Below are 26,202 nucleotides of genomic sequence, written 5' to 3' on the forward strand. Positions count from 1 at the left end.
GTGGAGAAGAAGAATTGTAGCAAGATCCATCGTCAAACCAAGAACCAACCCAGGACGCCGACGCGTATAATTGCCAAGAACTACTTTTGAATGAATTCCTACGCGCGAACTCGAACGACATAAGCCAGGCGGTGGAACTGGTGGGCGCGGAGAGTTATGTCTACGCCACCCTTCGGGATGGCCAGGCCATCGTCTTTCGTGTCTCCGGTCGCTCCCGAATTGCCATCGATACCGAGCTTGTCATTATGGCGTCCGCCGAGAGCCTGCATTTCTTTGACAGCGACGGAAACGGGAAAGATCGGCGCGGGTGATCTGAATCTTATAGCGGCTCATCAAGGGTCGATGAACTTCATGACCAGGGACTCAAAGATCTCTTCCGTCGACATGGCGGGACGAACCCGATGGCCTACATCATCGGCAGCGAGATCTACGGCGAGTTGGAGAATGTCGTCGACCGTTTCGAGGATGTTGCCAATGAAATAAGCGGCATCATGATCGAGAACGTCTGATGGGGGCCACCCTCGCCCTTCCGCTGCTGGCGGGTCTCATTGCAGTGGCATTGTTCTTTGACTTTCTGAACGGGCTGCACGATGCCGCCAATACGGTTGCGGTTATTGCCATCACAATATATCCCGGGAATGCCGCTCGAAATTGTTCCGTTCGCCGCCCTTACGATGAGGGGCGAACTCCGAAACCGACCACATCCCGGAGCTATTGAATGCATATCCAACCGCAGCACCGGATCTATGCCTGCTTCTTTCTCTTCGCCACGTCGATGGGAGCCCTGCTATCTCGATTGCCTGATCTTCAGGTGGCCCTAGACATCAACAAATCCGAGCTTGGCCTGACGCTGATCGGCGCGGCAATCGGTGCACTGATTTCCCTGACCTTTGCGTCCCCGCTCATTGCACGGTTTGGCGCGCGCAGGACGGCATTCCTGACGGTGCTTGGCACATCCGCTCTGCTGGCGACCGTCCCCTGGGCCGGCTTCGCGCCATTGGTTTTCTTCATTCTGTTGTGTGAAGGTCTGCTGGCCGGGGCGCTGGAGATCAATCTCAATGTCGAGATCGACCGCATCGAAGCTCAACTTGGCCGGGGCGTCATGAACCGGGCACATGGGTTCTGGAGCCTCGGATTCTTTTTGACCGCTCTCGCTTCCTCGGGCGTTCGCCAGGCGGGCGTTCCCATGCAGCTCCATCTTGCGCTGACCTTCGCCTTCGTTCTGATCGTCGGCACGATTTTCATTTCAGGCATGAAGAGCGCGCCGGCCCGCGCCGGGCTCGGGCATACGGATGCTCCGAGCATGGCGCTGCCGACTCTGGGGCTTCTACCTCTCTGCGTGATCGGCATTGCAGCTTTTCTAGTAGAGGGTGCGGGCATCGACTGGTCAGCGATCTACATGCGCGACGTCTTTGCAGTTGAGCCCTTCATCGGCGGACTTGGGCTGACGTTGTTTACCTTCTTCATGGCGGTGGCACGGCTGTTTGTCGATCCACTCGTCGACCGGTTTGGTGCGCGCGCCGTTGCAACCTTTCTACTTGTTCTCTCGGTGGCAGGTCTCTGTTCCGTCTGGCTTGCGCCACACCCTTATGTCGCGCTGGTCGGTTTTGCGCTGATGGGCGGCGGCTGCAGCGCGGTTTACCCTCTGGCCGTTTCCGCAGCGGCGCAGCGGACCGATCGCCCGGCCCATCTGAATGTCGCAGCGCTCGGGCAAATGTCCTTCGTCGTGTTCTTTCTGGCACCGCCTCTGCTCGGCTTTGTGGCCGAACATGCCGGTATCAGGTTCTCATATCTAGTATGCCTGCCGATTATTATTGCAGCCCTGTGTTTGACGAAAGCGTTGAAGACGCGTGAGGTCGAAAGCAGAGCTGGGATCGAGAACAGAGCCGATCAGGCAGCAAGCGGCTAGGCGATCGATAGAGGCCGTCGCGAACAGCTGTCGGAAGCGGCGACAAGGCGTCTGGCGGAATTTGATTTTTCGGAAGCCACCTGGGCGACAATGTGTACTTGGTCGCCCTGAACGGAATCGAACCGGAAACTCGCTAATTAAATGCCGCGGAAAAACAATGATTTATGGGGCGTGGATTGGGCTGGGCGCCTTATGGAACTGGCCAGCGCACGTTCCAGTTTTGTAGCGAGAAGCAGGATTTTGGAACAGCAGCAGGTCGGTTGATCGGCCAGCCTCGCTCTTGCCTAGTGTTTGTTCTACCACCACCGAAATGTCCTGCAGCTTCGTCGTGCGGCCATCGAGGCGCTCGAGCCGATCGTTCTCCTCGGCCAGAGCCCTTGTCACATATTCCTCCTTGGCCGGAAGCAATCAGAGCGGCAGCGAGGCGCCTCCGGCAACGATAATTGGGATCCGGCCGAAGAAGAGCGCTGCGGTACGCCCTGTGCTCATGTGCAGCGCAACAACGATTGTCACTTGCAATGTTTATAAAAATATCTATCACTAAACATATTGCTAAACATGAGGATTGACGAGTTCATGTAGGCATTCTCTGAAATTGGTGAACTTTGCACGTCGGCAGGGAGCCGGCCTTTGGTTCTGGGAGGAACGTATGCAAACGAAATCGAAAGCCCTTATCGGGCTGGCCTCGGCATTCATCATGTCGTCAGCGCTGCCCAATCTCGCAAAAGCCGACCAACTGACACTCTGCTGGGCGGCTTGGGACCCGGCGAACGCGCTTGTCGAACTCTCGAAGGATTTCACCGCCAAGACCGGCACCGAAATGAAATTCGAGTTCGTGCCCTGGACCAGCTACGCGGACCGCTTCCTCAATGAATTAAACTCCCACGGAAAACTCTGCGACCTGATCATAGGTGACAGCCAGTGGATCGGCGGATCGGCGGAAAACGGCCACTACGTCAAGCTCAACGACTTCTTCGACAAGGAAGGCATCAAGATGGATGACTTCGTGCCGGCGACGGTGGTCGGCTACTCGGAATGGCCGAAGAATACGCCGAACTACTGGGCGTTGCCCGCCATGGGCGACGTGGTCGGCTGGACTTATCGAAAGGACTGGTTCGAAAGGCCGGAACTGAAGAAGGAATTCAAGGAGAAGTATGGCCGGGATCTCGCCGCCCCAAAGACCTACGACGAGCTGAAGCAGATTGCCGAATTCTTCCAAAAGCGTGAAATCGACGGCAAGACCGTTTATGGCGCTTCGATCTACACCGAGCGCGGCTCCGAGGGCATTACCATGGGCGTGACGAACGTGTTGTACGACTGGGGTTTCCAGTACGACAACCCGGACAAGCCCTATGAAATGGAAGGCTTCGTCAACTCGCCGGATGCGGTCAAGGGCCTCGAATTCTACAAGGCTCTTTATGATTGCTGCACCCCACCCGGCAGCTCCAATGTCTACATGGTCGAATCCGCCGATGCCTTCAAATCCGGCCAGGTCGCAATGCAGATGAACTTCGCCTTCACTTGGCCAGGCCTTTACAAGGACGAGAAGGTCGGCGGCGACAAGATCGGCTTCTTCCCCAATCCTGCTGAAAAGAAGCATTTCGCTCAGCTCGGCGGACAGGGCATCTCAGTCGTCTCCTATTCCGACAAGAAGGATGCCGCTCTGCAGTACATCAAGTGGTTCGCCCAGCCTGAAGTCCAGGCCAAATGGTGGAAACTTGGCGGCTACTCCTGCCTGAAATCGGTCGTGAACGCGCCGGACTTTGCCTCCAGCCAGCCCTATGCCCAGGCGTTCTTGGACTCCATGGCAATCGTCAAGGATTTCTGGGCCGAGCCGAGCTACGCAACCCTCCTCCAGGATATGCAGAAGCGCGTGCATAACTATGTCGTGGCCGGCAACGGCACCGCTCAGGAAGCGCTTGATGGCCTGGTGAAGGACTGGTCGGAAGTCTTTAAGGACGACGGCAAGATCTAGTGTCCACCTCGACGCGCAACATTTTTGCCAGAATGGCGGCCCGGATCGCCAAGAGTGCCGGGCCGCCTGATGTCTCACATACGCAAAGACCAGGTGACATCTTGAACATTTCCTCTTCATCCGTGGTCGAGAAGGCAGCAGACGTGACCGCAAGGGCGACGCCAACATCGGTCGCTCACCGCGTCCGCGGCCTGTCCGATCGAGCGATCGCCTGGGTGTTCATCGCCCCCACCATCATCCTTCTTCTCGCCATCAACATCTTCCCGCTCATCTGGGCCATCTATCTCTCGTTTACGAACTATCGCGCCAATCGTCCAAATGCGCCGGTCCTGAACGTCGGATTGAACAATTACCAGCGTGTCCTGACCGACCCCGACATCTGGCAGGCGATGCAGACGACGGCGCACTTCGTCTTCTGGACGATCCTGCTGCAGACGGTGATTGGTTTCACGCTCGCCTATCTCATCGACCGCAAGTTTCGCGGCCACGCGTTCTGGACAACGCTGATCCTGATCCCGATGATGCTATCGCCGGCCGTTGTCGGCAACTTCTGGCGCTTCCTCTACGAGCCACAGATCGGCCTCTTCGCCTACGCCGTCTCTCTCGTCACGGGCATACCGACAGCCGAGATTCAGATGCTCGGCAGTGTCTCGCTGGCGCCCTGGGCGATCATCATCGTCGATACCTGGATGTGGACCCCGTATGTGATGCTGATATGCCTTGCAGGTCTGCGCTCTATTCCGGACTATATTTACGAGGCCGCCGAGGTCGATCGCGCCTCCGCATGGCGTCAGTTCTGGTCGATCACCGTGCCAATGGCCCTCCCCTTCATCATGCTCGCTGTGCTTTTCCGCGGCATCGAAAACTTCAAGATGTTTGACATGGTCACGCTCTTGACCGGCGGTGGCCCGGGCTCGACCACCGAAGTCGCCTCCATCACGCTGAAGCGTGCGGCCTTCGAGAGCTGGGCAACAGGTCGGGCCTCTGCCTTCGCCATTGTCCTCTTCGTGGCCGTGTTCGGCCTCGCCAACATCTACGTCAAGGCACTCAACAGGGTGAAACAACGATGAGCTCCGTCACCTCAGCCCATTCGGTCGTAGAGCCGAGCCCGACCAGCAAACGCATCGCCGGCGCTATCGTGATCCTCTACGCCTTGATTACCCTGATCCCGCTCGTCTGGATTTTCCTGACCAGCATCAAGTCACCGCCGGATTCCATCAGCTATCCCCCCAAGATCGTTTTTACGCCGACGCTCGAAGGCTATTGCAACCTTCTGACGACCAGGACGCGCCAGACGCCGGAATACATCGCCTCCCTGCCCGTGCCGAGCGGCACCTGTGACGAGGTGACACGCAAGCGAAACATGGTGATCGCCGGCCCCTCGAACTTCCTGCCGCGTTTCGCCAACTCGCTGGTGATCGCCTTCGGTTCGACGTTTCTGGCGGTCTTTCTGGGAACGCTCGCCGCCTATGGCTTCTCCCGCTTTAGGGTGCCGCTTGCCGACGACCTGCTGTTCTTCATCCTGTCGACGCGCATGATGCCGCCGATCGCCGTCGCCATCCCGATCTATCTCATGTACCGCGAGCTTGGCCTCTCCGATACGGCGCTTGGCATGATTTTGCTCTACACGGCTGTCAACGTTTCGCTTGCAGTCTGGCTGCTTAAGGGCTTCATCGACGAGATCCCGCGGGAATACGAGGAAGCCGCGATGATCGACGGCTATACCCGGCTGCAGGCTTTCTGGAAAGTTGTCCTGCCGCAGGCAACCACGGGCATCGCCGCCACCGCGATCTTCTGCCTGATTTTCGCCTGGAACGAGTATGCCTTCGCGGCCTTGCTGACATCGGGCGAAGCTCAGACGGCGCCACCCTTTATTCCGACCATCATTGGCGAAGGCGGGCAGGACTGGCCGGCAGTCGCGGCGGGAACGACGATCTTCCTCATCCCGATCCTCGTCTTCACCATTCTCCTGCGCAAGCAGCTGTTGCGTGGCATTACCTTCGGAGCGGTCCGCAAATGACGCATCTCATCGAAACACCGCGCCCTTCCCGCCCTAAGCGCCCTTTCTTCCTGCGCCGCGGTCCGATGGAAAACATCGCAACCACACTGATTGCGATCGGTTTTCTCATGCTCTTCCAGCCGTTCCTGCTGGTACTCTATACCTATTCGCTGGTAACGCTGCTCGCAGGCACGGCCATGTTCATCATCGTCTCGAAGTTCCCGGAGTGAGCCATGGCGGACATCAGAATCGAAAATCTCCGCAAGCAATTCGGCAGCTTCGTCGCCGTGCAGGATTCGACCTTCCGCATTCATGACGGCGAATTCCTGGCACTGCTCGGACCGTCTGGCTGCGGCAAGACGACGACGCTTCGTATGATTGCCGGACTTGAACTTCCGACCAGCGGCAAGATCCATCTTGACGGCGAAGACGTCACTTTCAATCGGGCGAGTGCCCGGGACATAGCCTTCGTGTTCCAGCTTTTTGCGCTCTATCCGCATATGAACGTGCGCAAGAACATCGGCTTTCCCCTGCTCTCCCAAGGCATGCCGAAGACCGAAATCCGCCAGCGCGTCGAGGAAACTGCACGGCTGCTGCAGATCGATCATATTCTCAACCGATCCGTTTCCGGACTTGCCGGCGGCGACCGCCAGCGCGTGGCTCTCGGCCGGGCGATCGTGCGCCGTCCGAAGTGCTTCCTGATGGACGAACCCCTCGGCACGCTCGACGCTGAATTCCGCGAAGTCATGGTCCACGAACTGCGCGAACTGCACAACCGCATCCATGCGACGACGGTTTACGTGACGCATGATCAACACGAGGCCATGGCGATGGCCGACAAGATCGCGGTCATGAACCATGGTGTCATCGAACAATTCGGCACGCCGCAGGAAATCTACAGCAAGCCGGCCACCATGTATGTCGCGGATTTCATCGGCTCACCGCCGATGAATTTCATGCGCTTCACCTCAGGCCTTCAGATGGGGGCGCGGTCGATATCGCTTCAAGGCGTCGATATCAGCATTCCCGAGGTGCACCAGGACTTGGCCGAAGCCGAACTGGCGCTTGGGGTCAGGCCCGAACATATTCGTTTCAGCGATGCCTCTCCCTTGCGCGGAGCGGTCTACGGTAGCGAATATCTCGGGACCAATCAGGTTGTGGCAATCGAGACGTCGAGCGGCGTCATCAAGGCACGCGTCCCGGCAAATCGCAACTTTCGTATCGGCGAGACGGTTGGTCTTGAGTTCAACCCGGCCAAGCTCGCGCTGTTCGATTGCCAGTCGGGCCGCGCCATTGCTTCGGCACTTTATTCGGAGGCACCGCATGGCTGACGTCGCTCTCAAAGGCCTCAACAAGCGTTTTGGCGATACACAGGCTCTTGCTGATTTGGACCTCTCAATCCGTGACGGTGAGTTCGTCGTGCTGCTTGGGCCAACGGGCGCCGGGAAGACAACGACGCTGCGCCTCATTGCCGGCCTGGAGCGCCCGGACAGCGGCCGCATCGAGATAGGCGGTCGCAACGTCGCAGGCGAAGCTCCGGCCGACAGGGACGTCGCATTCGTCTTCCAGCAATATTCGCTGTATCCGCATATGACGGTCTACGACAACCTGGCCTTCCCGCTACGAGCGCCAGTGCGCAAGCTCAGCAGCGAAGAAATCGACCGGCGGGTGCGGGAAATTGCGCGCATGGTCAGGATCGACCATAAGCTGGAGAACCGTTCGACGCGACTGTCGGGTGGCGAAATGCAGCGCGTTGCGATTGGGCGGGCGCTGGTGCGCCGTCCGGCCATCTATCTTATGGACGAGCCACTCTCGTCGCTCGATGCAAAGCTACGTGCGGAACTACGCCTGGAACTCAAGCGGATTCAGAAGGAACTCGGCTCGACGTTGCTTTATGTAACCCACGACCAGGTCGAAGCCATGACGATGGCGGATCGGATCGGTATTGTTGCGGGAGGAAGGCTGTTGCAAGTCGGAACGCCCCGCGAAATCTATGGCAATCCGGCCAGCCTTCATGTCGCGGCCCGTCTTGGCCAGCCGCACATCAACCTATTGCCCGCCGACCTTCTTCCTGGCGCCAATCCGCCCCCAGGCACTAAGACGATCGGCGCGCGAACAGAGCATCTCGATATCATCGTCGACGCGAACGCCAATGCCAAAGTCGACTGGATCGAGCACCTGGGAGATCAGAACCACCTGCACATCCAGGTGCATGACCATAAACTCGTCACGCTTGCCGATCCATATTTCGCGATCCGGCCAGGTGATCGAATCAGCCTGACGCTGCGCGATCCGCTCTATTTCGACGCCAGCGGCCAACGCCTCGGATAAGCAACGGAACGAACAAACGCACTGGCACGAAAAGACAGGTCTCACTCCATGAAACATTTCTTCAATCGCCGAGAAACCATCGTCACCGAAGCTCTGGACGGCCTGCTCCTGACAAGCAGCGCCGGTCGACTTGCCCGTCTGGATACCTTCCCCGAGATCAAGGTGATCCTGCGCGCGGACTGGGATAAGTCGAAGGTCGCAATCATCTCCGGCGGCGGGGCCGGTCACGAGCCATCGCATGCCGGCTTCGTCGGCAAGGGCATGCTCACCGCGGCGGTATCCGGCGAGATCTTTGCCTCGCCCAGCGTCGATGCGGTGCTGACTGCCATCCGTGCCGTAACCGGTCCCAAGGGCGCTCTCCTGGTCGTCAAGAACTATACGGGCGACCGTCTGAACTTCGGCCTAGCCGCCGAGAAGGCGCGTGCCGAAGGGTTCGACGTCGAGATGGTGATTGTCGCCGACGACATCGCAATCCCTGGCATCAACCAGCCGCGTGGCGTTGCCGGTACGCTGTTCGTGCACAAGATTGCCGGCTATCACGCCGAAGCTGGCGCTGACCTCGACAAGGTTGCAGCCGAGGCGGCGACCGCAGCACACGACATCGTTTCGCTCGGCATGTCGCTTTCGACCTGCAGCGTGCCCGGTCAGGCGCATGAAGATCGGCTTGGCCCCGACGAAGGCGAGCTCGGTCTTGGCATCCACGGCGAGCCAGGGGTCGAACGCATTATGCTACAGCCCGTTGCCGATCTGGTGGCCACCATGACGAACCGGTTGGCCGCCAAGATTGACGAGGAAGAAGACTATGCCCTGCTGATCAACAACCTTGGCGCGGTGCCACCGCTCGAGATGGGCGTTATCGCCCATGCGGTGCTGTCCTCACCTCTTTCCGACCGTGTTCGACTGATCATCGGGCCGGGACCGATGATGACCGCACTTAACATGAACGGCTTCTCACTGTCGCTGATCCGGCTGGATGTTACTCGCGAAGTCGCATTGAAGGCTGCGGTCCAGCCGCATGCCTGGCCGCCGGCCACCGAACGGCACGAGATCGCCATTGTTCCTGCACCGCGAGTATCCGCGCGGCAAGCATCGACGCCGGCCAGCGACGACAGTCGGAATCGTCGCCTATTGACGGCGCTTTGCGAGCATCTGGTTACCCTCGAGGCCGAGCTGAATCGCCTGGATGGCCGCGTCGGCGACGGCGATACGGGTTCCACCGTCGCGACAGGAGCGCGCAGTATTCTTGCCCGCATCGACATGCTGCCGCTGAAGGATCCTGCCGCCACCATGGCCTCGGTCGGCGAGATCCTGAGCACGAGCATGGGCGGTTCGAGCGGCGTGCTGCTCTCGATCTTCTTTACCGCCGCATCCAAGGCCATGGCGGATAAGGCTGATTTAGCTGTCGCTCTGCTTGCGGGGCTCGATCGGATGACGTTTTATGGTGGGGCCGGCGTCGGCGATCGCACGATGGTCGACGCACTGGCACCAGCGCTCTCTGCCTTGGTGTCAGGTGACGTCGTGGCTGCGGCAAAGGCTGCGGCTGCCGGCGCCGAATCGACGAAGGCAATGCGAACAGCAAAGGCCGGCCGCGCCTCTTACGTTGGAGAGAGGGATCTGGAGGGAGTGCCGGATCCGGGCGCGGTGGCTGTGGCACACGTATTCGGAGTTGCAGCATCGCTGACATAGCTGGCGCTGCTCTTGGGAGGGCAACACGTGCAGGCGGAACCAGTTCTTCTTGCGGGATTGATTGAAGTTTGCCGTGCGACGATTGCGGCAAACAGCGATCATCTCTGCGAACTGGATCGCGCAATCGGTGACGGCGATCATGGAACCAATATGCAGCGCGGCTGTGAAGCGGTTAGCGCCGAAGAAGCAACGGTCTCAAGCCTTCCCCTGCCTGACGCGCTGGAAAGGATCGGCCTGACACTGGTGATGAGCATAGGCGGTGCGGCGGGCCCACTCTACGGAACGCTGCTAATGGAGATGGGACGCGAGCTTCGCAAATCGGACGAGGGACAGGACTTTTCCGCGGCGTTAAAACAGGCCATTGATGCCGTTGCCCGTCGCGGGCGTTCGCACCCTGGAGATAAGACCCTGCTCGACGTGCTGTACCCTGTGCAAGATGCGCTTGCGCACCGTTCGCCGTTGACCGATATCGTGCGTCGGGCCGAGCTTTCCGCCACGTTTACCGCCGCCATGAAGGCCATGCGCGGCCGGGCAGCCTACCTTGGAGAACGTTCGATCGGCCACGTTGATCCCGGCGCATCGAGCTGCGCTCTCCTGACAATTGCTATCTGCCGTTACCTTGAGGAGCACCGCCCGGCATGAGTGTGAAGACCCCAAACGTCGGGATTGTGATCGTCTCACACTCGCCGCTGGTCGCGCGAGGCACGGCCGACATGGTGCGGCAGATGGTGGGCGACAGCGTGCCACTCGCCTGGTCAGGTGGCAATAGTCAAGGAGAACTCGGCACGGATGCCGGCGGTATCCTCACGGCCATCGAAGCGGCCTGGTCAGAGGCAGGAGTCGCCGTGTTCGTCGACCTTGGCGGGGCCGAAACGAACAGCGAAATGGCCATCGAAATGCTCGGTTTGCCGCGCGCAAAGCTCATCTCGATCTGCAATGCTCCGGTGGTGGAAGGCGCGGTCATCGCCGCTGCCGAGGCCTCCGGCGGGGCGTCGCTGGCAAAGGTTGTCGCGACAGCAGAGGAACTGTCACCCTGATGAGCGGCGGGTTGCACATAGGAAACCGGGAGGCCGAACAAGTGCATGCCAGGTGCCAGACGGAGGTCGAAGTGAAACACGGGGTAGGCTTGCACGCCCGCCCCTCGGTAACGTTCACGCGGCTGGCAAAGTCGTTTCCCTGCTCGATCGAAGTCGCGGTCAATGGCAGCGACGTCTGGCTGAATGGCAAGAGCATCATCAAGATCATGGGTGCTAGGATCCGCAAGGGATCCATGCTGAAAATCCGCGCCGACGGAATCCTCGCAGAAGAGGCCATCCGGGCGTTGAAGGGCCTCATCGAGCGCAACTTCGATGAAGAAAAGAAACATGGCCGCACCGCTTAGATTGAACGCAACGAGCGCCTCTCCGGGGGTCGCATCCGGACCGGCCTATATTGCGGAACCGCCGACGGCCGCTGCCTTGTCACAATCGGCCGTTTCGGGGTACGCGGAGTTGGCAGCGGCCATCGAAACCGCTATCGACGAGCTTCAGAAGCTTGCCACGGGCACGGACGCAGAAGGCGGCGACATCATCGATTTTCAGCTCGAAGTACTTCGGGATCCGACGATCGCCGAAATGGCAGGCGCGCGTATCGATGCTAACGAGAATGTCGTATTCGCGTGGGTCGGGACACTCGACGGATACATCCGTGAACTGGAGAGTGCAGAAGAAGAACCGCTGCGGGCACGGGCCGTCGATATTCTGGACATCAAAAATCGCGTATTGGCGGCGCTGACGGGAGCGCCGGTTAAGGACTTTCCAGCCGGGTCCATCTATGTCGGCAAGGACATGGAGCCCAGCCGCTTCCTCGCGCATGACTGGTCTGCAGGCGGCGGCATCGCGCTCTATGCCGGCAGTGCCGCGGGCCATGTCGCCCTTCTTGCCAGATCACGCTCGGTCCCGATGGTTATCGGCGCGGGACGTTTCCTCACCACTGGCGGCCAACACATACGCGTCGATGGAGATGCAGGCGTGATCGTCCTTCAGATGGACAAGGAGGGCGTAGCGCCAATCCGGCCCGAGCTTACAGCATCAACGACAGTACCGGCTGAAGACAACGGGGTGCTGCAGACGGCGGATGGCAGGCAAATTCTGTTGTCTATCAACCTCAACGCCCCCGACGAAATCGACGGGATCGCAGCAACGACGGCGGCTGGTATCGGATTGATGCGTTCCGAATTCGCAGTCACGTCACTCGCGGATGCCGCAAACGAAGAGAAGCAACTCGCCATCTACCGCCGCGTCCTTGACTGGGCGGACGGCAGATCGGTGACGATCCGCATGCTGGACGTCGGCGGCGACAAGCCGCTCTCCGGCCTCGCAACTTCGCCCGAATTGCGCGGCATTCGCCTTCTTCTTGCCCGTCCCGAGATCACGCGCGTTCAAGTGCGTGCGTTGTTGCGTGCAGCCGTTTTCGGTAATCTGCGCGTCATGCTGCCGATGGTGACTTTTCCATCGGAAGTCGATGATATGCGGCAGATCTTTCGAGAAGAGGCGGCCGAGCTTGCGCGCCGGGACGTGCCGCACCGCTTCCCTTCGATTGGCATGATGGTGGAAGTGCCAGCCGCCGCGCTCATGCTCGAGCAATTCGAAGGCGCGGACTTCTTTTCATTCGGCACCAACGACCTAACGCAGTATCTCGTCGCCTCGACCCGTGAAGATGCCGATTTCGCCGCGCACCGCGAGAAGGCCGCGCAGGCTGTCCTGCGCCTGCTCGCTTATGCCGTGAAACTTGCCGGTAGCAAACCGCTCAGCATCTGCGGCGACATGGCCGGCGATCCGCGTCTGACAGCCGAACTGCTCGCCGTCGGCATTCGGCATTTTTCCATGGCGCCCGCTCAACTTCCCGCGATAAGATCGGCAATCGTCGGTTTGAACGCCGGTGGGACAAAGGCAGCCGGAGAATAAGATGGCGCGCGAAGAAACCGAAGACGCCATTATCGCCTACAAGTCAATTCTGGCGCAGATCATCGACAACCGACCTTCCGGAACCCGTCAGCGGCTGGCCACGGAACTGGGCAAGCATCGCAGCTTCGTCACGCAGATAACAAGCCCGACCTATGCGACGCCTCTTCCTGCGCGGCATCTCGCGACGATCTTCCGGGTCTGTCATGTCAGCGCCGCCGAACAGGAGCGTTTTCTGGAGGCCTATCAGAATGCACATCCCGGCAAACTGCCTGAGCTTGGCGCCTCGGAAAAACTGCGGCATCTTTCACTGATGGTCCCTGATTTCGGCGACGAGCGACGCAACCGGCTGCTGGAGGAAGCAATCGTCGATCTGGTGCAGAAGATTGCCGCAATTTCGGAGTGAACGGCGTTGCGCTTAGTGCGACAAGACTGAGACGATCATCGCCTTGGGAGGGGCTTGATGAAGAAGTTCATCAACACAGCAGAAACCATGGTCGCCGAAAGCGTCGAGGGCTTTGTGCGCGCTCATGAGGAGTTCGTTGTGTTCGGCGTCGACCGCAAATTTATCCGCCGTCGCCACATGGTTCCGGGCAAGGTGGCGATCATATCCGGCGGCGGCGCGGGTCATGAGCCAATGCACATAGGCTTCGTCGGCCGCGGCATGCTCGATGCGGCTTGCGTCGGGCATATCTTCACGTCTCCCACGCCGAGCCAGATCGCGAGCGCCATCGAGGAAGCGGACACCGGGGCCGGATGCGTGCTGGTGGTGAAAAACTATGACGGCGACGTCATGAATTTCGAAATGGCGGCAGAGATGGCATCCAGCCGCCACAAAATAGAAACGGTGATCGTCAGCGACGACATCGAAACGGCTAGGACAGGCGATGGTCGCGGCCGCCGTGGAGTCGCGGGTACTCTGATCATAGAGAGGCTCCTTGGCGCCGCGGCCGAACGAGGCATGACCCTCGCCGAACTGAAAGGCCTCGGCGACAGTCTCGCTCCACGCATCCGATCGATGGGCGTTGCCCTGACCGGCGTGACGGTACCGCACACGCAACGCACAACTTTCGTTCTCGGACCAAGCGAAATGGAAATGGGTGTCGGCATTCACGGGGAGCCGGGCCATTCGAGAGAGCCCTTCTCCAACGCCGACACCATCGTCAGGCATCTGAGCGAAACGATCTTCAACGACATCGCCCGAGCCGCCGACAAAGCGTTGCTTTTCGTCAACGGGCTTGGCGGTACGCCACCGGCCGAACTCTATCTCGCCTACAACACTGCTTACGAGTTCATGGTCGACCATGGCCTGCGGATCGAGCGCTCGCTTGTCGGCACTTATGCCACGTCGCTCGACATGCAGGGCCTCTCCGTCACGCTCGCCTCCCTCAGCGACGAGGAGTTTTCCCTATGGGATTCACCCGTTGCAACCGCTGCGTTGCGCTGGGGGTGCTAGGTTTCGGCACGACTACCGAAGCTGATTGCCCGTACGACAACCCGCAATGCTTCTGGAAAAGGTCGGATCGGACGCGACGCTTGCTGAGCGAATTAAACAGTGTGCAGCCGGAAGGCCGACGCGCTCAAGCCTTCGGGCCGTACAGTATTTCGCGCGGCGTACGCGTCAGGCGTTCCCCCCCACCCCGGGAGACGGAGACGGTTTCGCTAAAGCCGAGACCAGCCGCCGTTGTGTAGGCATGGAAAACCATGCCCTCTTCCAGGGCCCAGTCCGATGTCGGCAGCAGAACGCGGGAAAAGTCGCTCGTACGCGCCGTGCGCGTATAAAGGCCGAGCGTATAGGCGGTGACATTCTGATAGGTCGGCCGCAGTCCCTGCGACAGAGCCCCCTCGCGGAGGACCGCATCGACTTCGCTCGCAATCGCGCCCGCCTTCATCGCTTCGATCTGCCGGTCCTGTAGCGCGATCAGTCGCTCGGCAGTCTCTCGCATTGCCCTGGAGGGCCGGCCGACGACGATGGGCCTCATCAGCCGGGCGCTGTAATTGGCAACGCGTGGAATAAGCTCGACATGCAGGATATCGCCTTCGTCGAGGCGTTCCGTCTTGAAGATGCCGTGCAGGAATTCGTGGCTGCCGGAAGCCTTCACCACCGGTCCGACCTCGCCGGTATCCGCCCCTTCCCTTAGGAAAACGGCGGATGCCACCGCCGCGGCATCCCGGGTAGTCATGCCCGGCCGCGCAATCTGCGCGATTGCCAACATTGCCTTGTCGGCGATTGCGGCCGCCTGCTGGAGCGCACCGATTTCCGCCGTAGACTTTACCCAACGCAAGCTCTCGCTGAGACCCGGCATTGGCACGATCTCGGCGCCGGCAAGCAGCGCGACAAGCTTGGCATGCGTTGCCGCGCTGTGGCACGGCGAATGCGTATCCACGCCGATACGCGCCCCGGCGAAACCGCGGGCGCGAACATTCTCGGCGATGACCGAATGCGGGTTATCCGTATCGGCAAAGCCGACGACATCCTCGATCCAGGTCTTTTCCCGGCCGGGCGCTTCGTCGAGCGCACGCAAAACGAACCAGGGATTGCCGTCGCGCGGCAGGAAGGCCGCGCGATACATTGTTTCCGAGACGGTATAACCGGTCAGCCAGGCCAGAAGCTCGCCGCTGTCGACGAGCAGGAGATCGACGTCAGCAGACGCCATCGCCTGCCGGGCTTTGGCGATGCGCCAGTGATATTCGTCCCGCGGAAACATCGCTTACGCCGCCTCGCAGATATCGAGAATGGTGAGCATGTAGACGCGGATCATGTCGAGATAATCGACGATGTCGACACGCTCGTCCGGCATCGTGTTATAGCGTCCACCGGGGCCACAGACGATGCCTTCCATGCCGAGCTCCTTGTAGAGATGGCCGGCGTCCGTGCCGTAGAAGCGTGTCGGCGTGATGGCGCCTGTCGGCTGCTTTTCGCCGCGCACAGTTTCGTAGGCGCGGTTGATCGCCTTGACGATCCGCGATTCTGGGGACACCTCGAAAGGAGGCATGAGCGGACGTCCCTCGATCATTTCCGGCACGAGCTTGGCCTTAAGACCGGGGAAACGCCCTTCCAGCGCGGTAAGCTCTGCCTGCAAATCGGCCAGGACACCTTCCTGCGTCTGACCAGGCGCGTAGCGGCAGGAGCCCTTCAAACGAACGAAGTCAGCCACCTGCGGCGGCCGCCATTCTTCGAGATTGCGGCCGAGCGCACCATGAACCACGCCCACATGGCCACGATTGATCGACCGGTGCACTTCGCTCCTGGCCCCGCTGAACGTCATGGCATTGATACGCGGAATGATGTCGCAGGCGGCGGCAATCGCGTCGACCGATTCTTCCCGTTTGGACAAGTGGCGAGTATCGCCGGTCAGCTCGATGACGAAGGAAAGGGCTGCGGCATGCATAGTGACCGCAACGAGATCGCTCGGCTCGCTGTTGACGAAATAGTCCGCCTTCACGCCGCTGCGAATGGCGGCAAGCGTGCCGACACCACCCTGCAATTCGCCGACGACGAAAGTCAGCACGACATCGCCCTTGAGCTTGACGCCCGCGTCCAGCAAGGTCTTGACGGCGCAGAAATAGGCGGCATCGCCTGCCTTCATATTGGAAACGCCGATCCCGTAGATAAACTTGTCGTCCACCAGGCCGCCATAGGGATCGACGGTCCAGCCCTCGGTCACCGGGTTGGTGTCGAGGTGACCGTTGAACAGCAGGCTCTTGCCGCCGCCCGTTCCCTTCAGCCTGCCGATCGCATTGAAGCGCTCGCCATTGTCGAAGGGCTGCAACTCGGCATCGAGGCCAATCGCCTTCATCTCTTCGGCCATCACGCGGGCAAGCTCCCGCTCGCCATCGGTCTGCGAATGGCTCTTGTGGCGGACCATCTTCGACAGGAAGTCGAGACAAGCTTTCTCATCGATTTGGCCGACGAGGGATTTGGGGTCCATAATCATGCTCCTTACATTGCAATATCAGGCTTGAGTGCCCGCGGGTGGTGGCACCGCTTCCAGGAGCCGGCGCGTATAGTCGGCACGCTCCGGACGGTCGATCTCCTCGGCCCTCGCGATTTCGATGAGATCGCCGCGATACATCACCGCGATGCGATGGGCGATCTGGCGGATGAGATTGAGGTCGTGGGTGATGAAGAGATAGGCCGTGTTGCTGGCTTTCTGCAGTTCAAGCAGCAGCTGGATGATCGAGGCCTGGACCGAGACATCCAGCGCGGAGGTGATCTCATCGCAGATGACGAGTTTCGGCTTGGAAGCAAAGGCGCGGGCGATCGCCACACGCTGCTTCTCGCCACCGGAGAGCTGGTGCGGATAGCGATCGGCATGGCTGCGCGGCAGCCGAACCTGCTCCAGCATGGCGCCGATCTCCTCGGTATTGGAACCATCCTTGCCGTAAAGCTTCAGCGGCCGCGACAGGATCTCGCCGATCTTCTGGCGCGGATTAAGCGAGGCGTCGGGATGCTGGAAGATGATCTGCACGTCCTTGCGATACTCAGTGCCCATGTCCCGAAGACCGGAGATCGGCTTCCCGGCAAACCAGATCTTGCCTTCGAAGCGATTGAGGCCGGTCATCGCCTTGGCAAGCGTGGACTTGCCCGATCCAGACTCGCCGACAATGCCAAGGATTTCACCGGGATTGACGGTCAGGCTGACGGCGCGATTGCCGACGGTCCCTTGATGCGCCCGGCCCGTCAGCGCCGCGAAGATTGGCTTTCGGCCATAGTGCACGCTGACATTCTCGACCTTGACCAGCGGCTCTTTGGCTGCATCGATTTCGGTCTTCACCAAGCGATGGCGCGGATCGGGAACTGCGGCGATAAGTTCGCGCGTATAGTCGTCCTGCGGAGCCCCGAAAATCTGCGCCGCATCGCCCTGCTCGACGATCACGCCGCGGCGAATGACGGCGACGCGGCTCGCTGTGCGGGAGACCAGCGCAAGGTCGTGCGAGATATAGAGGCAGGCGACACCCGTTTCCGCCTGCAGCGCAACGAAGAGATCGAGGATCTGCCGAGAGGTGATAACGTCGAGCGCCGTCGTCGGCTCGTCGAAGATGATGCATTCGGGATTGCAGGCGAAGGCGGTGGCAATGACGACACGCTGCTTCTCGCCGCCCGAGGCCTCATGCGGCATGCGGTGCATCATGTCCGCCGGCGTCTTGAGACCGACATGCGCCAGCATCGCCTCGCCTTCCTTCCAGGCCTGCGTTTTCGTCAGGCCTCGATGCCGCACCAGCACTTCGGAAAGTTGCCGTCCAAGCGAGAGCGTAGGATTGAGCGAGGTGCTCGGGTCCTGGAACACCATGCTGATACGCCGGCCGCGCAGTTTGTCGATCTCGGCCGCGGATTTGGCGGCTAGGTCCTCGCCGGCCAGGAGAATGCTGCCGCCGGTCTCGCGTGCGTTCTTCGGCAGGTAGCGCATGATCGACCAGGCAAGCGACGTCTTGCCCGATCCGGATTCGCCGACAAGCCCGAGGATTTCGCTTCGGCCGACCGAAAGATTGATATCCTTCAGCGCATGGAACCTGCCGCCTGATGTCGCGTAGTCCAGCGAATAGTTGCGGATGTCGAGGGTTGGCGTTGTGGCATTCGTCATGGTGCCGTCCTCACGTTCGCGGGTTGAGAGCGTCGCGCAGACCGTCGCCAAGAAGGTTGAACCCAACGGCGACGATGGCGATGGCAAGGCTGGGCCAGATCAGGATGCCAGCGCTGAGGTGCATATATTGACGTGCTTCGGAGACCATCAGCCCCCATTCGGCGGCCGGCGGCTGGGCTCCGAGCCCGAGGAAGCTCAAGGTGGCAAACAGCATCACGGCGAAGGATATCCGGATCGTCATCTCGACGATGATCGGCGCCACCACATTGGGAAGCATTTCGCGAAGGATGATATAGGACGAACGTTCGCCGCGGGCGATCGCCGCGCTGATATAGTCCTGTTTGCGCACCGAAAGCGCAACGCTGCGGGTGACGCGCGCCATGCTTGGCGCGAAGGCGACCGCGACGGCGATCAGCGCATTGGCGGTGCTCGAACCCAGCAGATTGACCACCAGCAGCGCAAACAGCAGGCTTGGAATGGACATGACCGAATCGACCGTCCGCATGATCACTTCGTCGGACCGCCCGCCGAGAAAGGCCGAGGTTGTGCCGATCAGCGCGCCGACCAACGTGCCGGCGACGGTTGCAAGCACGGCCATACTGATGGTGGCGCGGCCGCCGATGAGCAGGCGGCTCAGAATGTCGCGGCCGTATTGGTCCGTTCCCATGAGGTAATTCAGGCTTGACGGTTTGTAGCGGGCAAGCGGCGCGAGGCTTTCGGGATCATGTGGTGCGAGAGACGGCCCGAAGAGCACGATGACGAGTGCCAGCAGGACAATGAGGAGGCCGATCGCGCCCTGCGGGGTGCGTAGCAGCCGCTTGAGAAACTCAATCATATTGGATCCTCTTGTCGAGCCACGCATAGAGGATGTCGGCAACGAAATTGACGATGGAATAGGTGGCGGCCATGATCAGCACGCCCGCCTGGATCGACGGCAGGTCGCGGGTCTGGATCGCCACGATCAGCGCCCGCCCAATGCCGGGAATGGCGAAAATCTCTTCCACCACGATGACGCCGCCGAGCAGATAGCCGACATCCAGCGCCACGACGGTAATCGTCGGCAAAAGCGCATTCCTGAGGGCATGGCGGAATAGCACTGTCATACCTGATAGTCCCTTGATCCGCGCAGCCCGTACATAATCGGTGTGCAGGACGTCGACCAGTTCGGATCGGACCATGCGCGAGACATGGGCGATCAGGATGATCGATATGACGCAGACAGGCAGGATCAGATGCTGAATGCCGCCAAGGACGTTTTCCGTCAGCGGCACATAGCCGGTCGGCGGCAGCCATTTCAGCCAGTCGCCGACAATCAGAACGGCAACCGTCGCGGTCACGAATTCCGGCAGGGAGATGCCGGCATAGGAAATCAGGCTCACCACCATGTCGGCGATCCGGCCGCGGCGCACCGCCGCGATGATGCCGAGAGGAATGGCGAGGATCAGCATCAGGGCGATCGACAGGACGGCCAAGAGCAGCGAACGGCTCAGCGCTTCGAGCATGACGGGGCCGACCGCCTGACCGGTTCGAAGCGACGTCCCGAAATCGCCATGCAGGACACCGCCGAGCCAGCGGCCATATTGTACCCAGACGGGCGCGTTGAGGCCCATGCTTTGACGCAGGGCATCCAGCGCTTCTTTGGTTGCATTCTCGCCCAGCATGATGACGGCGGCATCGCCAGGCAGAACCTGGGTGATGGCAAAGACGATCAGCGACACGATGAAGAGCGTGTAGACGATCATCATCACGCGCTTGAGGATATAGTTCGGCGACACCTGGTCTTCCTTCCAACGACAGAGGCCGGACGCCCTTCGACGTCCGGCTTGGCGGCAGGCTTTTAGCCGCGCTTCGGCGCCTTGTCGGTCAGCGAGACATAGTCCAGCCGGAAGACCGATGCGCGCGGATGCACCTGGAAGCCCTGTACCCAGCTGCGCTTGGCGGCGAGCACGTCGAAGAAGGACGGGATGATCGACGGCACCTCATCGTTCATCAGCTTCTGCGCCTGGGCATAGAGCTCCTTGCGCTTGGCTTCGTCCTTCGTACCGCGGGCGGCCGCGATCAGCTTGTCGAAGTCCTTGTTGTTCCAGCGCGTCTCGTTCCAGGCGGCGTCGGAGGTGTAGAGCAGCTTGAAGATGCCGTCCTCGGTCGGCTGCATGTTGTAGAAGCCGACATAAAAGCTGCCCTTCTTCCAGACCTGCTCGAGATAAGTCGCATGCGGCATTGTCTGGACATTGATCTTGACGCCGGCTTCCTTGGCCATTTCGCGGAAGGCGACGGCAAGCTGGGTGCGCACCGCTGGCGTGTCGGAGGCAATCAGCGTCGCCTCGAAGCCATCGGGATAGCCGGCTTCGGCCAGCAGCTTCTTGGCCTCGTCGATATTCGCCTCGCGAAGCGGCATATCCGAATAGAAATGGTAGGACGCGTTGATCGGCGTGTCGTTGCCTGGCGTGCCGAAGCCTTCAGTGACGAAATCCACCATTGCCTTGCGGTCGACAGTCAAGGCGAGAGCGCGGCGGACGCGCGGATCGTTGAACGGCTTGGTATCGCAGCCGAAATTGATGTTGCAGAACTGACCAGACGGGACGCGAAGCACATCGACGCCATCGCTGCCCTGCATCCTCAGATATTCCGTCGGTTGCACAGTCGACATCACGTCTACGTCGCCGGCGATCATCGCGGACCCTTCGGCGGAGATGTCAGGGAAGACCTGCACTTCGATACGGTCGAGGTAAGGACGCGCCGGATCGTAATAATTGGGATTCCGTTCGACGACGATCAACCGGTCCGGTTCGTAGGAAACCAGCTTAAACGGGCCGGTGCCGTTGGCCGCGGTGGACAGCTTCTTGAAGTCGCCGGTCGCGATGGAGGCCGGAATGATACGGGCGTTCGTGTAGGCGAGAGCGGCTGGCAAGTCGGCGTAAGCACCCGATAGCTTGAAGACGACGGTGGCGGGATCTTTCGCCGTGACATCGGTGATCGGACCGACATTGTTGCGGCCCGGCGATGCATTCTTTGGATCGAGGATCGCCTTGAAGGTCGCGACGACGTCGGCCGAGGTCATGGCGGAGCCGTCATGGAATTTGACGCCGTTGCGCAGCTTGAAGGTCCATTCGGTGAGATCGTCGCTGGCGCTCCAGCTCTCGGCGAGATCGGGCTCAACCGTCATGTCCACCTTCAATCGCGTCAGGTTGCTGTAGAGAAGCTCCGTGACCAGATATTCCGGATTCACGCGCGTCAGCAGCGGATGGATGACGCTGGCGGCCTGATCGATGGAAATGCGGAGCGTCCCGCCCTTGGCTGGTGCTGCCGCCTGAGCGAAGCTCAGTGACGGCGCAGCGAGGAAGAATGCGGTACCGGCAAGAAACCGGCGTCGATTCATTTCAAGCATGTCGAAGTTCCCTTTATAGGTTATGGCTGATGTTCAGGAATGCGATCGGGCGCAAAATCTCTGGAGAGATAGGCGAGGATAGTTTTCGCCAGGGAGACGATGTCCTCACAGGTCGTGTGCTCCTCCGGGCTGTGGATGCAGCTTTCCGGGCGTCCAAGGCCACTCAGGATCACCTCCTGCATGCCGGTGATCTGCTGCACGTACCCGAAATCCGAACAGCTTGCGGCACCCCATTTGCGAAAGTCCTCCGGCCGGTACCCAAAGCCGAGGCAAAGCGCCTCCTGCCAGCGCGGCCAGTGGGGACCGTAGGGATCGGATGTCGGAATGAGATGGCCAACCAACTGAATGTCGAGGCCGAGACCGGGTACCGAGTCAGCGCCTGACCGGATGACAGCCTCGATTTCGGCCCGAGCCTCTTCGTAGTTTTCTTCCGGCGCGTAGCGACGGCTTACCAAAAACCGGACCTCGGCTGGCACCTGGCCGCCGCTCGTGCCGCCTTGGATGGTGGAAATTGTCAGCTGCGGCCTGAGCGGCCCCGTTGCATGCGGCGGAGGCGGCAATTTCGATTCCCGCGTGGCAATATCGGGCTTCAGTGCTTGCAACGCATTGAGGATAGGCAGCGCACCTTCAATCGCATTGATGCCGGCGCCAGTCCGGTTGCCTTCACCGGCATGCACGGCGTGGCCTTTGATGCGGACCTGTAGGTGAAAAACACCGAAGCAACCAGCCCAGATACGTGCAGCGGCCGAACCGTTGAAATTGACGATATGACCCTTCAACATCCCCTGCTCCGCCAGATACCGGATTCCAGGATAGAGCCCACCTTCTTCGTCGGTGCACAAAAGGAGCATGGGGTTATAGGCAAGCTCGACACCGTGCTCCTGAGCGGCCCACAGCGCCAGCAGGGACGCGGCAATTGTGCCTTTCATATCGGCCGCGCCAAGACCGAAAAGCCGATCCCCTTCACGAGTCAGGTGAAATGGATCGTGCGCCCACCCAGGCGCCACAGGCACCGTGTCGACATGATAGTAGAGACCGCATACCGGTTTTCCGGTGTTTCGTTCCGCGACTAGATTGGTTCTGCGCCCGCTCGCAGGACCACCCTCCACGCGCCACAAGGCCTCGGGCACGACGATGCGGCGCGCTTCGAAAGCAAGCGGCGTCAAAAGCTTTTCCATGAGCGCGGCAAAAGCATCGTATCCCTGACCAGGCGGGAAAGAGGTATCAACCGCGATCATCCGCGAAAGATCGTCAATTGCCCGCTCGACATTGGCTTCGATTGACGCCATGGCTCTCGAAAGCTGCGGTGATAACAGGGGTTCGTGCAGGTCCATCCCAAAATCCCAAGGCGGCCGATGAAAGCGCATCGCCAAGCGCTTTTATATAAACTATATAGTAATGATGCAAATCGCGCAGCCAAGTGTCAACTCCAAATAAGAGGCAAATCATTGGAGAAAACGCCTATTTCTTCAGCAGATATCGTCCGCGCATCGGACTTCTCACTCCCGCTGTACGAGGTGGTCAAACGGCAGATCTCCGAAGCCATCATGCTGGGCAAATGGGAGGCAGGCACGGTTCTACCGAGTGAGATCGCACTATCGCAACAGTTCGGCGTCGCCGTCGGAACGATCCGCAGGGCGTTGATGGATCTCACGAACGAGGGCCTGCTCAGCCGCCGGCGCAAGACCGGCACCGTGGTCACCGGCCGGACGCCCCAGCATAGCCTTCGGTTCTTTTTTCAATATTTTCGATTGCATGGCCTCGATGGATCGCTTCAGCACTCGATGACAAAGGTCACTTCGCTTCACAGGGGCACAGCGACGGAGGGTGAATGTACGAAATTGCAGCTCGAGGCGAACAGCAGCGTCGTTCGCTTCCATCGCCTAAGAAGCGTTGATGGCAAGCCGATCATGCATGAGACTCTCGTCCTTGCAGAAGCGCGGCTGCCAGATTTTACCGAGGACAAGGACGAGATTCCGCCCCTCTTCTACCTGTACCTGCTCGACCGCTATGGCATACGGATCTCGGCCGTTCGTGAACAGATAGCGGCTGTACTCGCCGATGAAGATGACGCCAAATGGCTCAAGCTTCCGCTACCCGCGGCGGTTTTGACAATTGAAGAGGTTGCCTACGATCAATCCGCGGTCCCGGTATTGGCCTCGACCCATCGCGCGACGACAAACAATCACCGTTATGTGCACGAGATTCAATAGTTGTTGAGCCGGAAAGGCAGGCGTGCGCCGGTTGCGATCGCAACTATCAGGCGTTGTCGATACCAGAGCAATACTCCCCAGTTTAACGTAGCCGCTGGTCTTCCGGCGCGCGCCTTGGAAGACCAGCGGCGCGTCATCACCGTTACTGCTCTGGATGGCGAGAGACAATTGGCGGTAAAAAAATTTGGCGGGATAGTCATGATCTTAGATTTGCATCGGCAAGAGATGCCGGTGACAGCGATCGCCAGGCAGACCGGTGTCGATCGAAAGACAATTCGCAAATATATCGAGCGTGGTCTTGAGGCACCTGCTTACGGGCCAAGGAAGTTCAGATCCCCCGACGATAAGCGTCATCAAAACACCATTGTGGACAGATCCGCGTAATTTCCGGTAATCTCGGAGCATCCAAAAACAATTCGGACACATGAAAAAGCCAATGAAAATCGATATCCAGCCAGGCGTTGAAGATCGTCCTTCGAGCGCTAACCAAGGCCGCCTTGGTGTGCGGGTGCGGCTTGCTAGGCAGACGCTCGGGATGACGCTCAAGGCGCTTGCGACGGAGGCCGATTGTTCGGAGAGCCTGCTTTCGAAAATCGAAAACGGCAAGGCATCGCCCTCCTTGCCGATGCTGCATCGGCTGGCTGAGGTGCTCCATACGAACATCGGTTGGATGTTCGAAGAGGCCGACGGCGAAGAAGGCATCGTCTTTCGCGCGGGAACGCGCCCTCTGATTGGACTTGATCCGCTCAGACGCGGCGAAGGCATCTCGCTTGAGCGTATCATTCCGTATTCACCAGGCCATTTGCTTCAGTGCAATATTCACCACATCGAACCGGGCGGGGAAAGTGCCGGCCCCATTCAACATGCCGGCGAAGAAGTTGGCTATATGCTTGCGGGCTCCATCGAGTTGATGGTCGGCGAAAAGACATTCAAGCTTTCGGTCGGCGACTCCTTCGTGTTTAATTCCGAGTTGCCGCATTGGTACAGAAATGTGGGAACAACGCGCGCGAGCATATTCTGGGTCAATACGCCGGCGACGTTCTGACAATTCGGCGCGATCTGCGAACCTCTGGTCTCCTTTCACAGGCTGCGTCGAGTAAATTCAAGAGACTTGACAATCATTAAAGTCTCTTGAATTATGCCTCCGCTGACAACGCCAATGAGCCCGTCCACGGGCCTTTCCGCAAGGGGAACACACATGCGCCTTTCCAAATATCTAGCAGGCTGCGCTGCCGCCGCAGCTCTAACGTTCGCTTTCGGCTCCGCTTCGGCCTTTGCCGAAACCTTCGCGCTGGTGACCATCAACCAGCAGGCACTCTTCTTCAACCAGATCAACGACGGGGCAAAGGCCGCGGCCAAGGCTGTCGGAGCCGATCTCGTCATCTTCAACGCGAACAACGTGCCGAGCGCGCAAAACGACGCGATCGAGAACTACATCACCCAGAAAGTCGATGGCATCATTCTGGTCGCGATCGACGTGAACGGCGTAAAACCTGCGGTCACGGCCGCCAAAAACGCCGGAATTCCAGTCATCGCCATTGATGCGCAGATCCCCGATGGCGACAACATCGCCTTCGTCGGTGTCGACAACACAAAGGCCGGCGGCGACATCGGCAAGTTTTACGCTGACTACGTCAAAAGCAAGATGGGCGGTTCCGCCAAGATAGGCGTCGTCGGGGCGCTCAATTCCTACATCCAGAATCAGCGTCTCGACGGCTTTAAAAAGGCAGTTGCCGACAGCGGCGAGAAAGTGACGTTTCTGGATACGGTCGACGGCCAGAACGTTCAGGACGTCGCACTCAGTGCCGCCGAAAACCTGATGACGGCCAATCCTGACATGACGACGCTTTATGCGACCGGCGAGCCGGCGCTTCTCGGCGCGGTTTCGGCCGTAACAAGCCAGGGTCGTACCGGCGACGTCAAGGTGTTCGGCTGGGATCTGACCAAGCAGGCGATCGAGGGTATCGACCAGGGCTGGGTCACCGCAGTCATCCAGCAGGATCCGGCTGGCGAAGGCAAAGCTGCTGTTGAAGCGCTTGACAAGGTCAAAAAGGGTGGAACGATCGACAAGATCATCAATGTTCCGGTCACCATCGTCACCAAGGACAATGTCGACAAGTTCCGGGACATGTTCAAGTAGGCGGCGGCTCGAATACGCAAACCGTGACCACGAA

24 protein-coding genes and 4 pseudogenes are annotated in these 26,202 nt (G+C 59.9%); 21 read left to right on the forward strand and 7 right to left on the reverse strand.

Features of this window, described 5'->3' with window-relative positions; genetic code table 11:
- Positions 1-128: 128 nt before the first annotated feature.
- The 17 genes and pseudogenes from ugpC to FHT86_RS27775 all read left to right on the forward strand — a co-directional run.
- Positions 129-311: pseudogene (gene ugpC, locus FHT86_RS27695) on the forward strand (sn-glycerol-3-phosphate ABC transporter ATP-binding protein UgpC); the annotation flags it as partial.
- A gap of 24 nt (positions 312-335) precedes the next feature.
- Positions 336-509 (forward strand): annotated as a pseudogene (locus FHT86_RS27700) (DUF47 family protein); the annotation flags it as partial.
- Positions 509-625, forward strand: a pseudogene (locus FHT86_RS27705) (inorganic phosphate transporter); the annotation flags it as partial. The pseudogenes FHT86_RS27700 and FHT86_RS27705, both read left to right, overlap by 1 nt.
- 93 nt (positions 626-718) lie before the next feature.
- Positions 719-1,909 carry an MFS transporter gene (locus tag FHT86_RS27710; RefSeq protein WP_133710000.1) on the forward strand — a complete coding sequence of 397 codons (1,191 nt, stop codon included), beginning with the start codon at positions 719-721 and terminating at the stop codon, positions 1,907-1,909.
- Between the two features lie 649 nt (positions 1,910-2,558).
- Entirely contained in the window at positions 2,559-3,884 is a 1,326-nt protein-coding gene (locus FHT86_RS27715) for an ABC transporter substrate-binding protein (RefSeq protein ID WP_133709999.1), read from the forward strand.
- 101 nt (positions 3,885-3,985) lie between these two features.
- Positions 3,986-4,954 (forward strand): carbohydrate ABC transporter permease, encoded by a 969-nt coding sequence (locus tag FHT86_RS27720; protein WP_183868939.1) that lies wholly within the window; start codon positions 3,986-3,988, stop codon positions 4,952-4,954.
- Positions 4,951-5,904 (forward strand): carbohydrate ABC transporter permease, encoded by a 954-nt coding sequence (locus FHT86_RS27725; RefSeq protein ID WP_133709997.1) that lies wholly within the window; start codon positions 4,951-4,953, stop codon positions 5,902-5,904. Before FHT86_RS27720 ends, FHT86_RS27725 begins: the two co-directional genes overlap by 4 nt.
- A complete protein-coding gene (locus FHT86_RS27730) occupies positions 5,901-6,113 on the forward strand; it encodes a hypothetical protein (RefSeq protein WP_016555186.1) in 213 nt (70 codons plus the stop codon). Before FHT86_RS27725 ends, FHT86_RS27730 begins: the two co-directional genes overlap by 4 nt.
- 3 nt (positions 6,114-6,116) lie before the next feature.
- Positions 6,117-7,214, forward strand: coding sequence for an ABC transporter ATP-binding protein (locus FHT86_RS27735; RefSeq protein WP_133709996.1), 1,098 nt, complete (start codon positions 6,117-6,119; stop codon positions 7,212-7,214).
- Positions 7,207-8,214 carry an ABC transporter ATP-binding protein gene (locus FHT86_RS27740; protein ID WP_133709995.1) on the forward strand — a complete coding sequence of 336 codons (1,008 nt, stop codon included), beginning with the start codon at positions 7,207-7,209 and terminating at the stop codon, positions 8,212-8,214. The genes FHT86_RS27735 and FHT86_RS27740 overlap by 8 nt, the downstream gene beginning before the upstream one ends.
- A gap of 48 nt (positions 8,215-8,262) precedes the next feature.
- Positions 8,263-9,900: a dihydroxyacetone kinase subunit DhaK gene (locus tag FHT86_RS27745; protein WP_133709994.1), complete on the forward strand. Its 1,638-nt coding sequence runs from the start codon at positions 8,263-8,265 to the stop codon at positions 9,898-9,900.
- Positions 9,901-9,927: 27 nt separating this feature from the next.
- Positions 9,928-10,542, forward strand: coding sequence for a dihydroxyacetone kinase subunit DhaL (dhaL, locus tag FHT86_RS27750; protein ID WP_133709993.1), 615 nt, complete (start codon positions 9,928-9,930; stop codon positions 10,540-10,542).
- Positions 10,539-10,937: a dihydroxyacetone kinase phosphoryl donor subunit DhaM gene (dhaM, locus tag FHT86_RS27755; RefSeq protein WP_133709992.1), complete on the forward strand. Its 399-nt coding sequence runs from the start codon at positions 10,539-10,541 to the stop codon at positions 10,935-10,937. Before dhaL ends, dhaM begins: the two co-directional genes overlap by 4 nt.
- Positions 10,937-11,281: an HPr family phosphocarrier protein gene (locus FHT86_RS27760; protein WP_133709991.1), complete on the forward strand. Its 345-nt coding sequence runs from the start codon at positions 10,937-10,939 to the stop codon at positions 11,279-11,281. The genes dhaM and FHT86_RS27760 overlap by 1 nt, the downstream gene beginning before the upstream one ends.
- Positions 11,265-12,845, forward strand: coding sequence for a putative PEP-binding protein (locus FHT86_RS27765; protein ID WP_133709990.1), 1,581 nt, complete (start codon positions 11,265-11,267; stop codon positions 12,843-12,845). Before FHT86_RS27760 ends, FHT86_RS27765 begins: the two co-directional genes overlap by 17 nt.
- Position 12,846: 1 nt before the next feature.
- Positions 12,847-13,248 (forward strand): hypothetical protein, encoded by a 402-nt coding sequence (locus FHT86_RS27770; protein WP_133709989.1) that lies wholly within the window; start codon positions 12,847-12,849, stop codon positions 13,246-13,248.
- Between the two features lie 57 nt (positions 13,249-13,305).
- On the forward strand, positions 13,306-14,298 hold the full coding sequence (locus FHT86_RS27775) for a dihydroxyacetone kinase subunit DhaK (RefSeq protein ID WP_133709988.1): 993 nt from the start codon (positions 13,306-13,308) through the stop codon (positions 14,296-14,298).
- Between the two features lie 124 nt (positions 14,299-14,422).
- On the opposite strand, the gene FHT86_RS27780 is transcribed toward FHT86_RS27775, so the two are convergent.
- The 7 genes from FHT86_RS27780 to FHT86_RS27810 form a co-directional block, all read right to left on the reverse strand.
- Entirely contained in the window at positions 14,423-15,550 is a 1,128-nt protein-coding gene (locus tag FHT86_RS27780) for a M24 family metallopeptidase (protein ID WP_133709987.1), read from the reverse strand.
- A gap of 3 nt (positions 15,551-15,553) precedes the next feature.
- The gene (locus FHT86_RS27785; protein WP_133709986.1) at positions 15,554-16,774 is read right to left on the reverse strand and encodes a M20 family metallopeptidase; all 1,221 of its coding nucleotides are present in this window, start codon (positions 16,772-16,774) and stop codon (positions 15,554-15,556) included.
- A gap of 24 nt (positions 16,775-16,798) precedes the next feature.
- The gene (gene nikE / locus FHT86_RS27790; RefSeq protein ID WP_133709985.1) at positions 16,799-18,427 is read right to left on the reverse strand and encodes an ABC transporter ATP-binding protein; all 1,629 of its coding nucleotides are present in this window, start codon (positions 18,425-18,427) and stop codon (positions 16,799-16,801) included.
- A gap of 10 nt (positions 18,428-18,437) precedes the next feature.
- The gene (locus tag FHT86_RS27795) at positions 18,438-19,262 is read right to left on the reverse strand and encodes an ABC transporter permease (RefSeq protein WP_133709984.1); all 825 of its coding nucleotides are present in this window, start codon (positions 19,260-19,262) and stop codon (positions 18,438-18,440) included.
- Complete coding sequence (locus FHT86_RS27800) at positions 19,255-20,202, reverse strand: ABC transporter permease (RefSeq protein ID WP_133709983.1); 948 nt, start codon at positions 20,200-20,202, stop codon at positions 19,255-19,257. Before FHT86_RS27800 ends, FHT86_RS27795 begins: the two co-directional genes overlap by 8 nt.
- Positions 20,203-20,264: 62 nt before the next feature.
- Positions 20,265-21,815 carry an ABC transporter substrate-binding protein gene (locus tag FHT86_RS27805; protein ID WP_133709982.1) on the reverse strand — a complete coding sequence of 517 codons (1,551 nt, stop codon included), beginning with the start codon at positions 21,813-21,815 and terminating at the stop codon, positions 20,265-20,267.
- Between the two features lie 20 nt (positions 21,816-21,835).
- Entirely contained in the window at positions 21,836-23,149 is a 1,314-nt protein-coding gene (locus tag FHT86_RS27810; protein ID WP_133709981.1) for a M20 family metallopeptidase, read from the reverse strand.
- Between the two features lie 21 nt (positions 23,150-23,170).
- On the opposite strand from FHT86_RS27810, the gene FHT86_RS27815 reads away from it, so the two are divergent.
- From FHT86_RS27815 to FHT86_RS27830, 4 genes and pseudogenes are all read left to right on the forward strand, one after another.
- Positions 23,171-24,028 carry a GntR family transcriptional regulator gene (locus FHT86_RS27815; RefSeq protein ID WP_133709980.1) on the forward strand — a complete coding sequence of 286 codons (858 nt, stop codon included), beginning with the start codon at positions 23,171-23,173 and terminating at the stop codon, positions 24,026-24,028.
- Between the two features lie 198 nt (positions 24,029-24,226).
- Positions 24,227-24,361: pseudogene (locus FHT86_RS27820) on the forward strand (helix-turn-helix domain-containing protein); the annotation flags it as partial.
- A 103-nt stretch (positions 24,362-24,464) separates the two neighbouring features.
- Positions 24,465-25,073 (forward strand): cupin domain-containing protein, encoded by a 609-nt coding sequence (locus FHT86_RS27825; protein WP_133709979.1) that lies wholly within the window; start codon positions 24,465-24,467, stop codon positions 25,071-25,073.
- 153 nt (positions 25,074-25,226) lie between these two features.
- Positions 25,227-26,168, forward strand: coding sequence for a substrate-binding domain-containing protein (locus tag FHT86_RS27830; protein WP_133709978.1), 942 nt, complete (start codon positions 25,227-25,229; stop codon positions 26,166-26,168).
- Positions 26,169-26,202: the final 34 nt, after the last annotated feature.

Source organism: Rhizobium sp. BK313 (assembly GCF_014193655.1).
GTDB lineage: Bacteria > Pseudomonadota > Alphaproteobacteria > Rhizobiales > Rhizobiaceae > Rhizobium.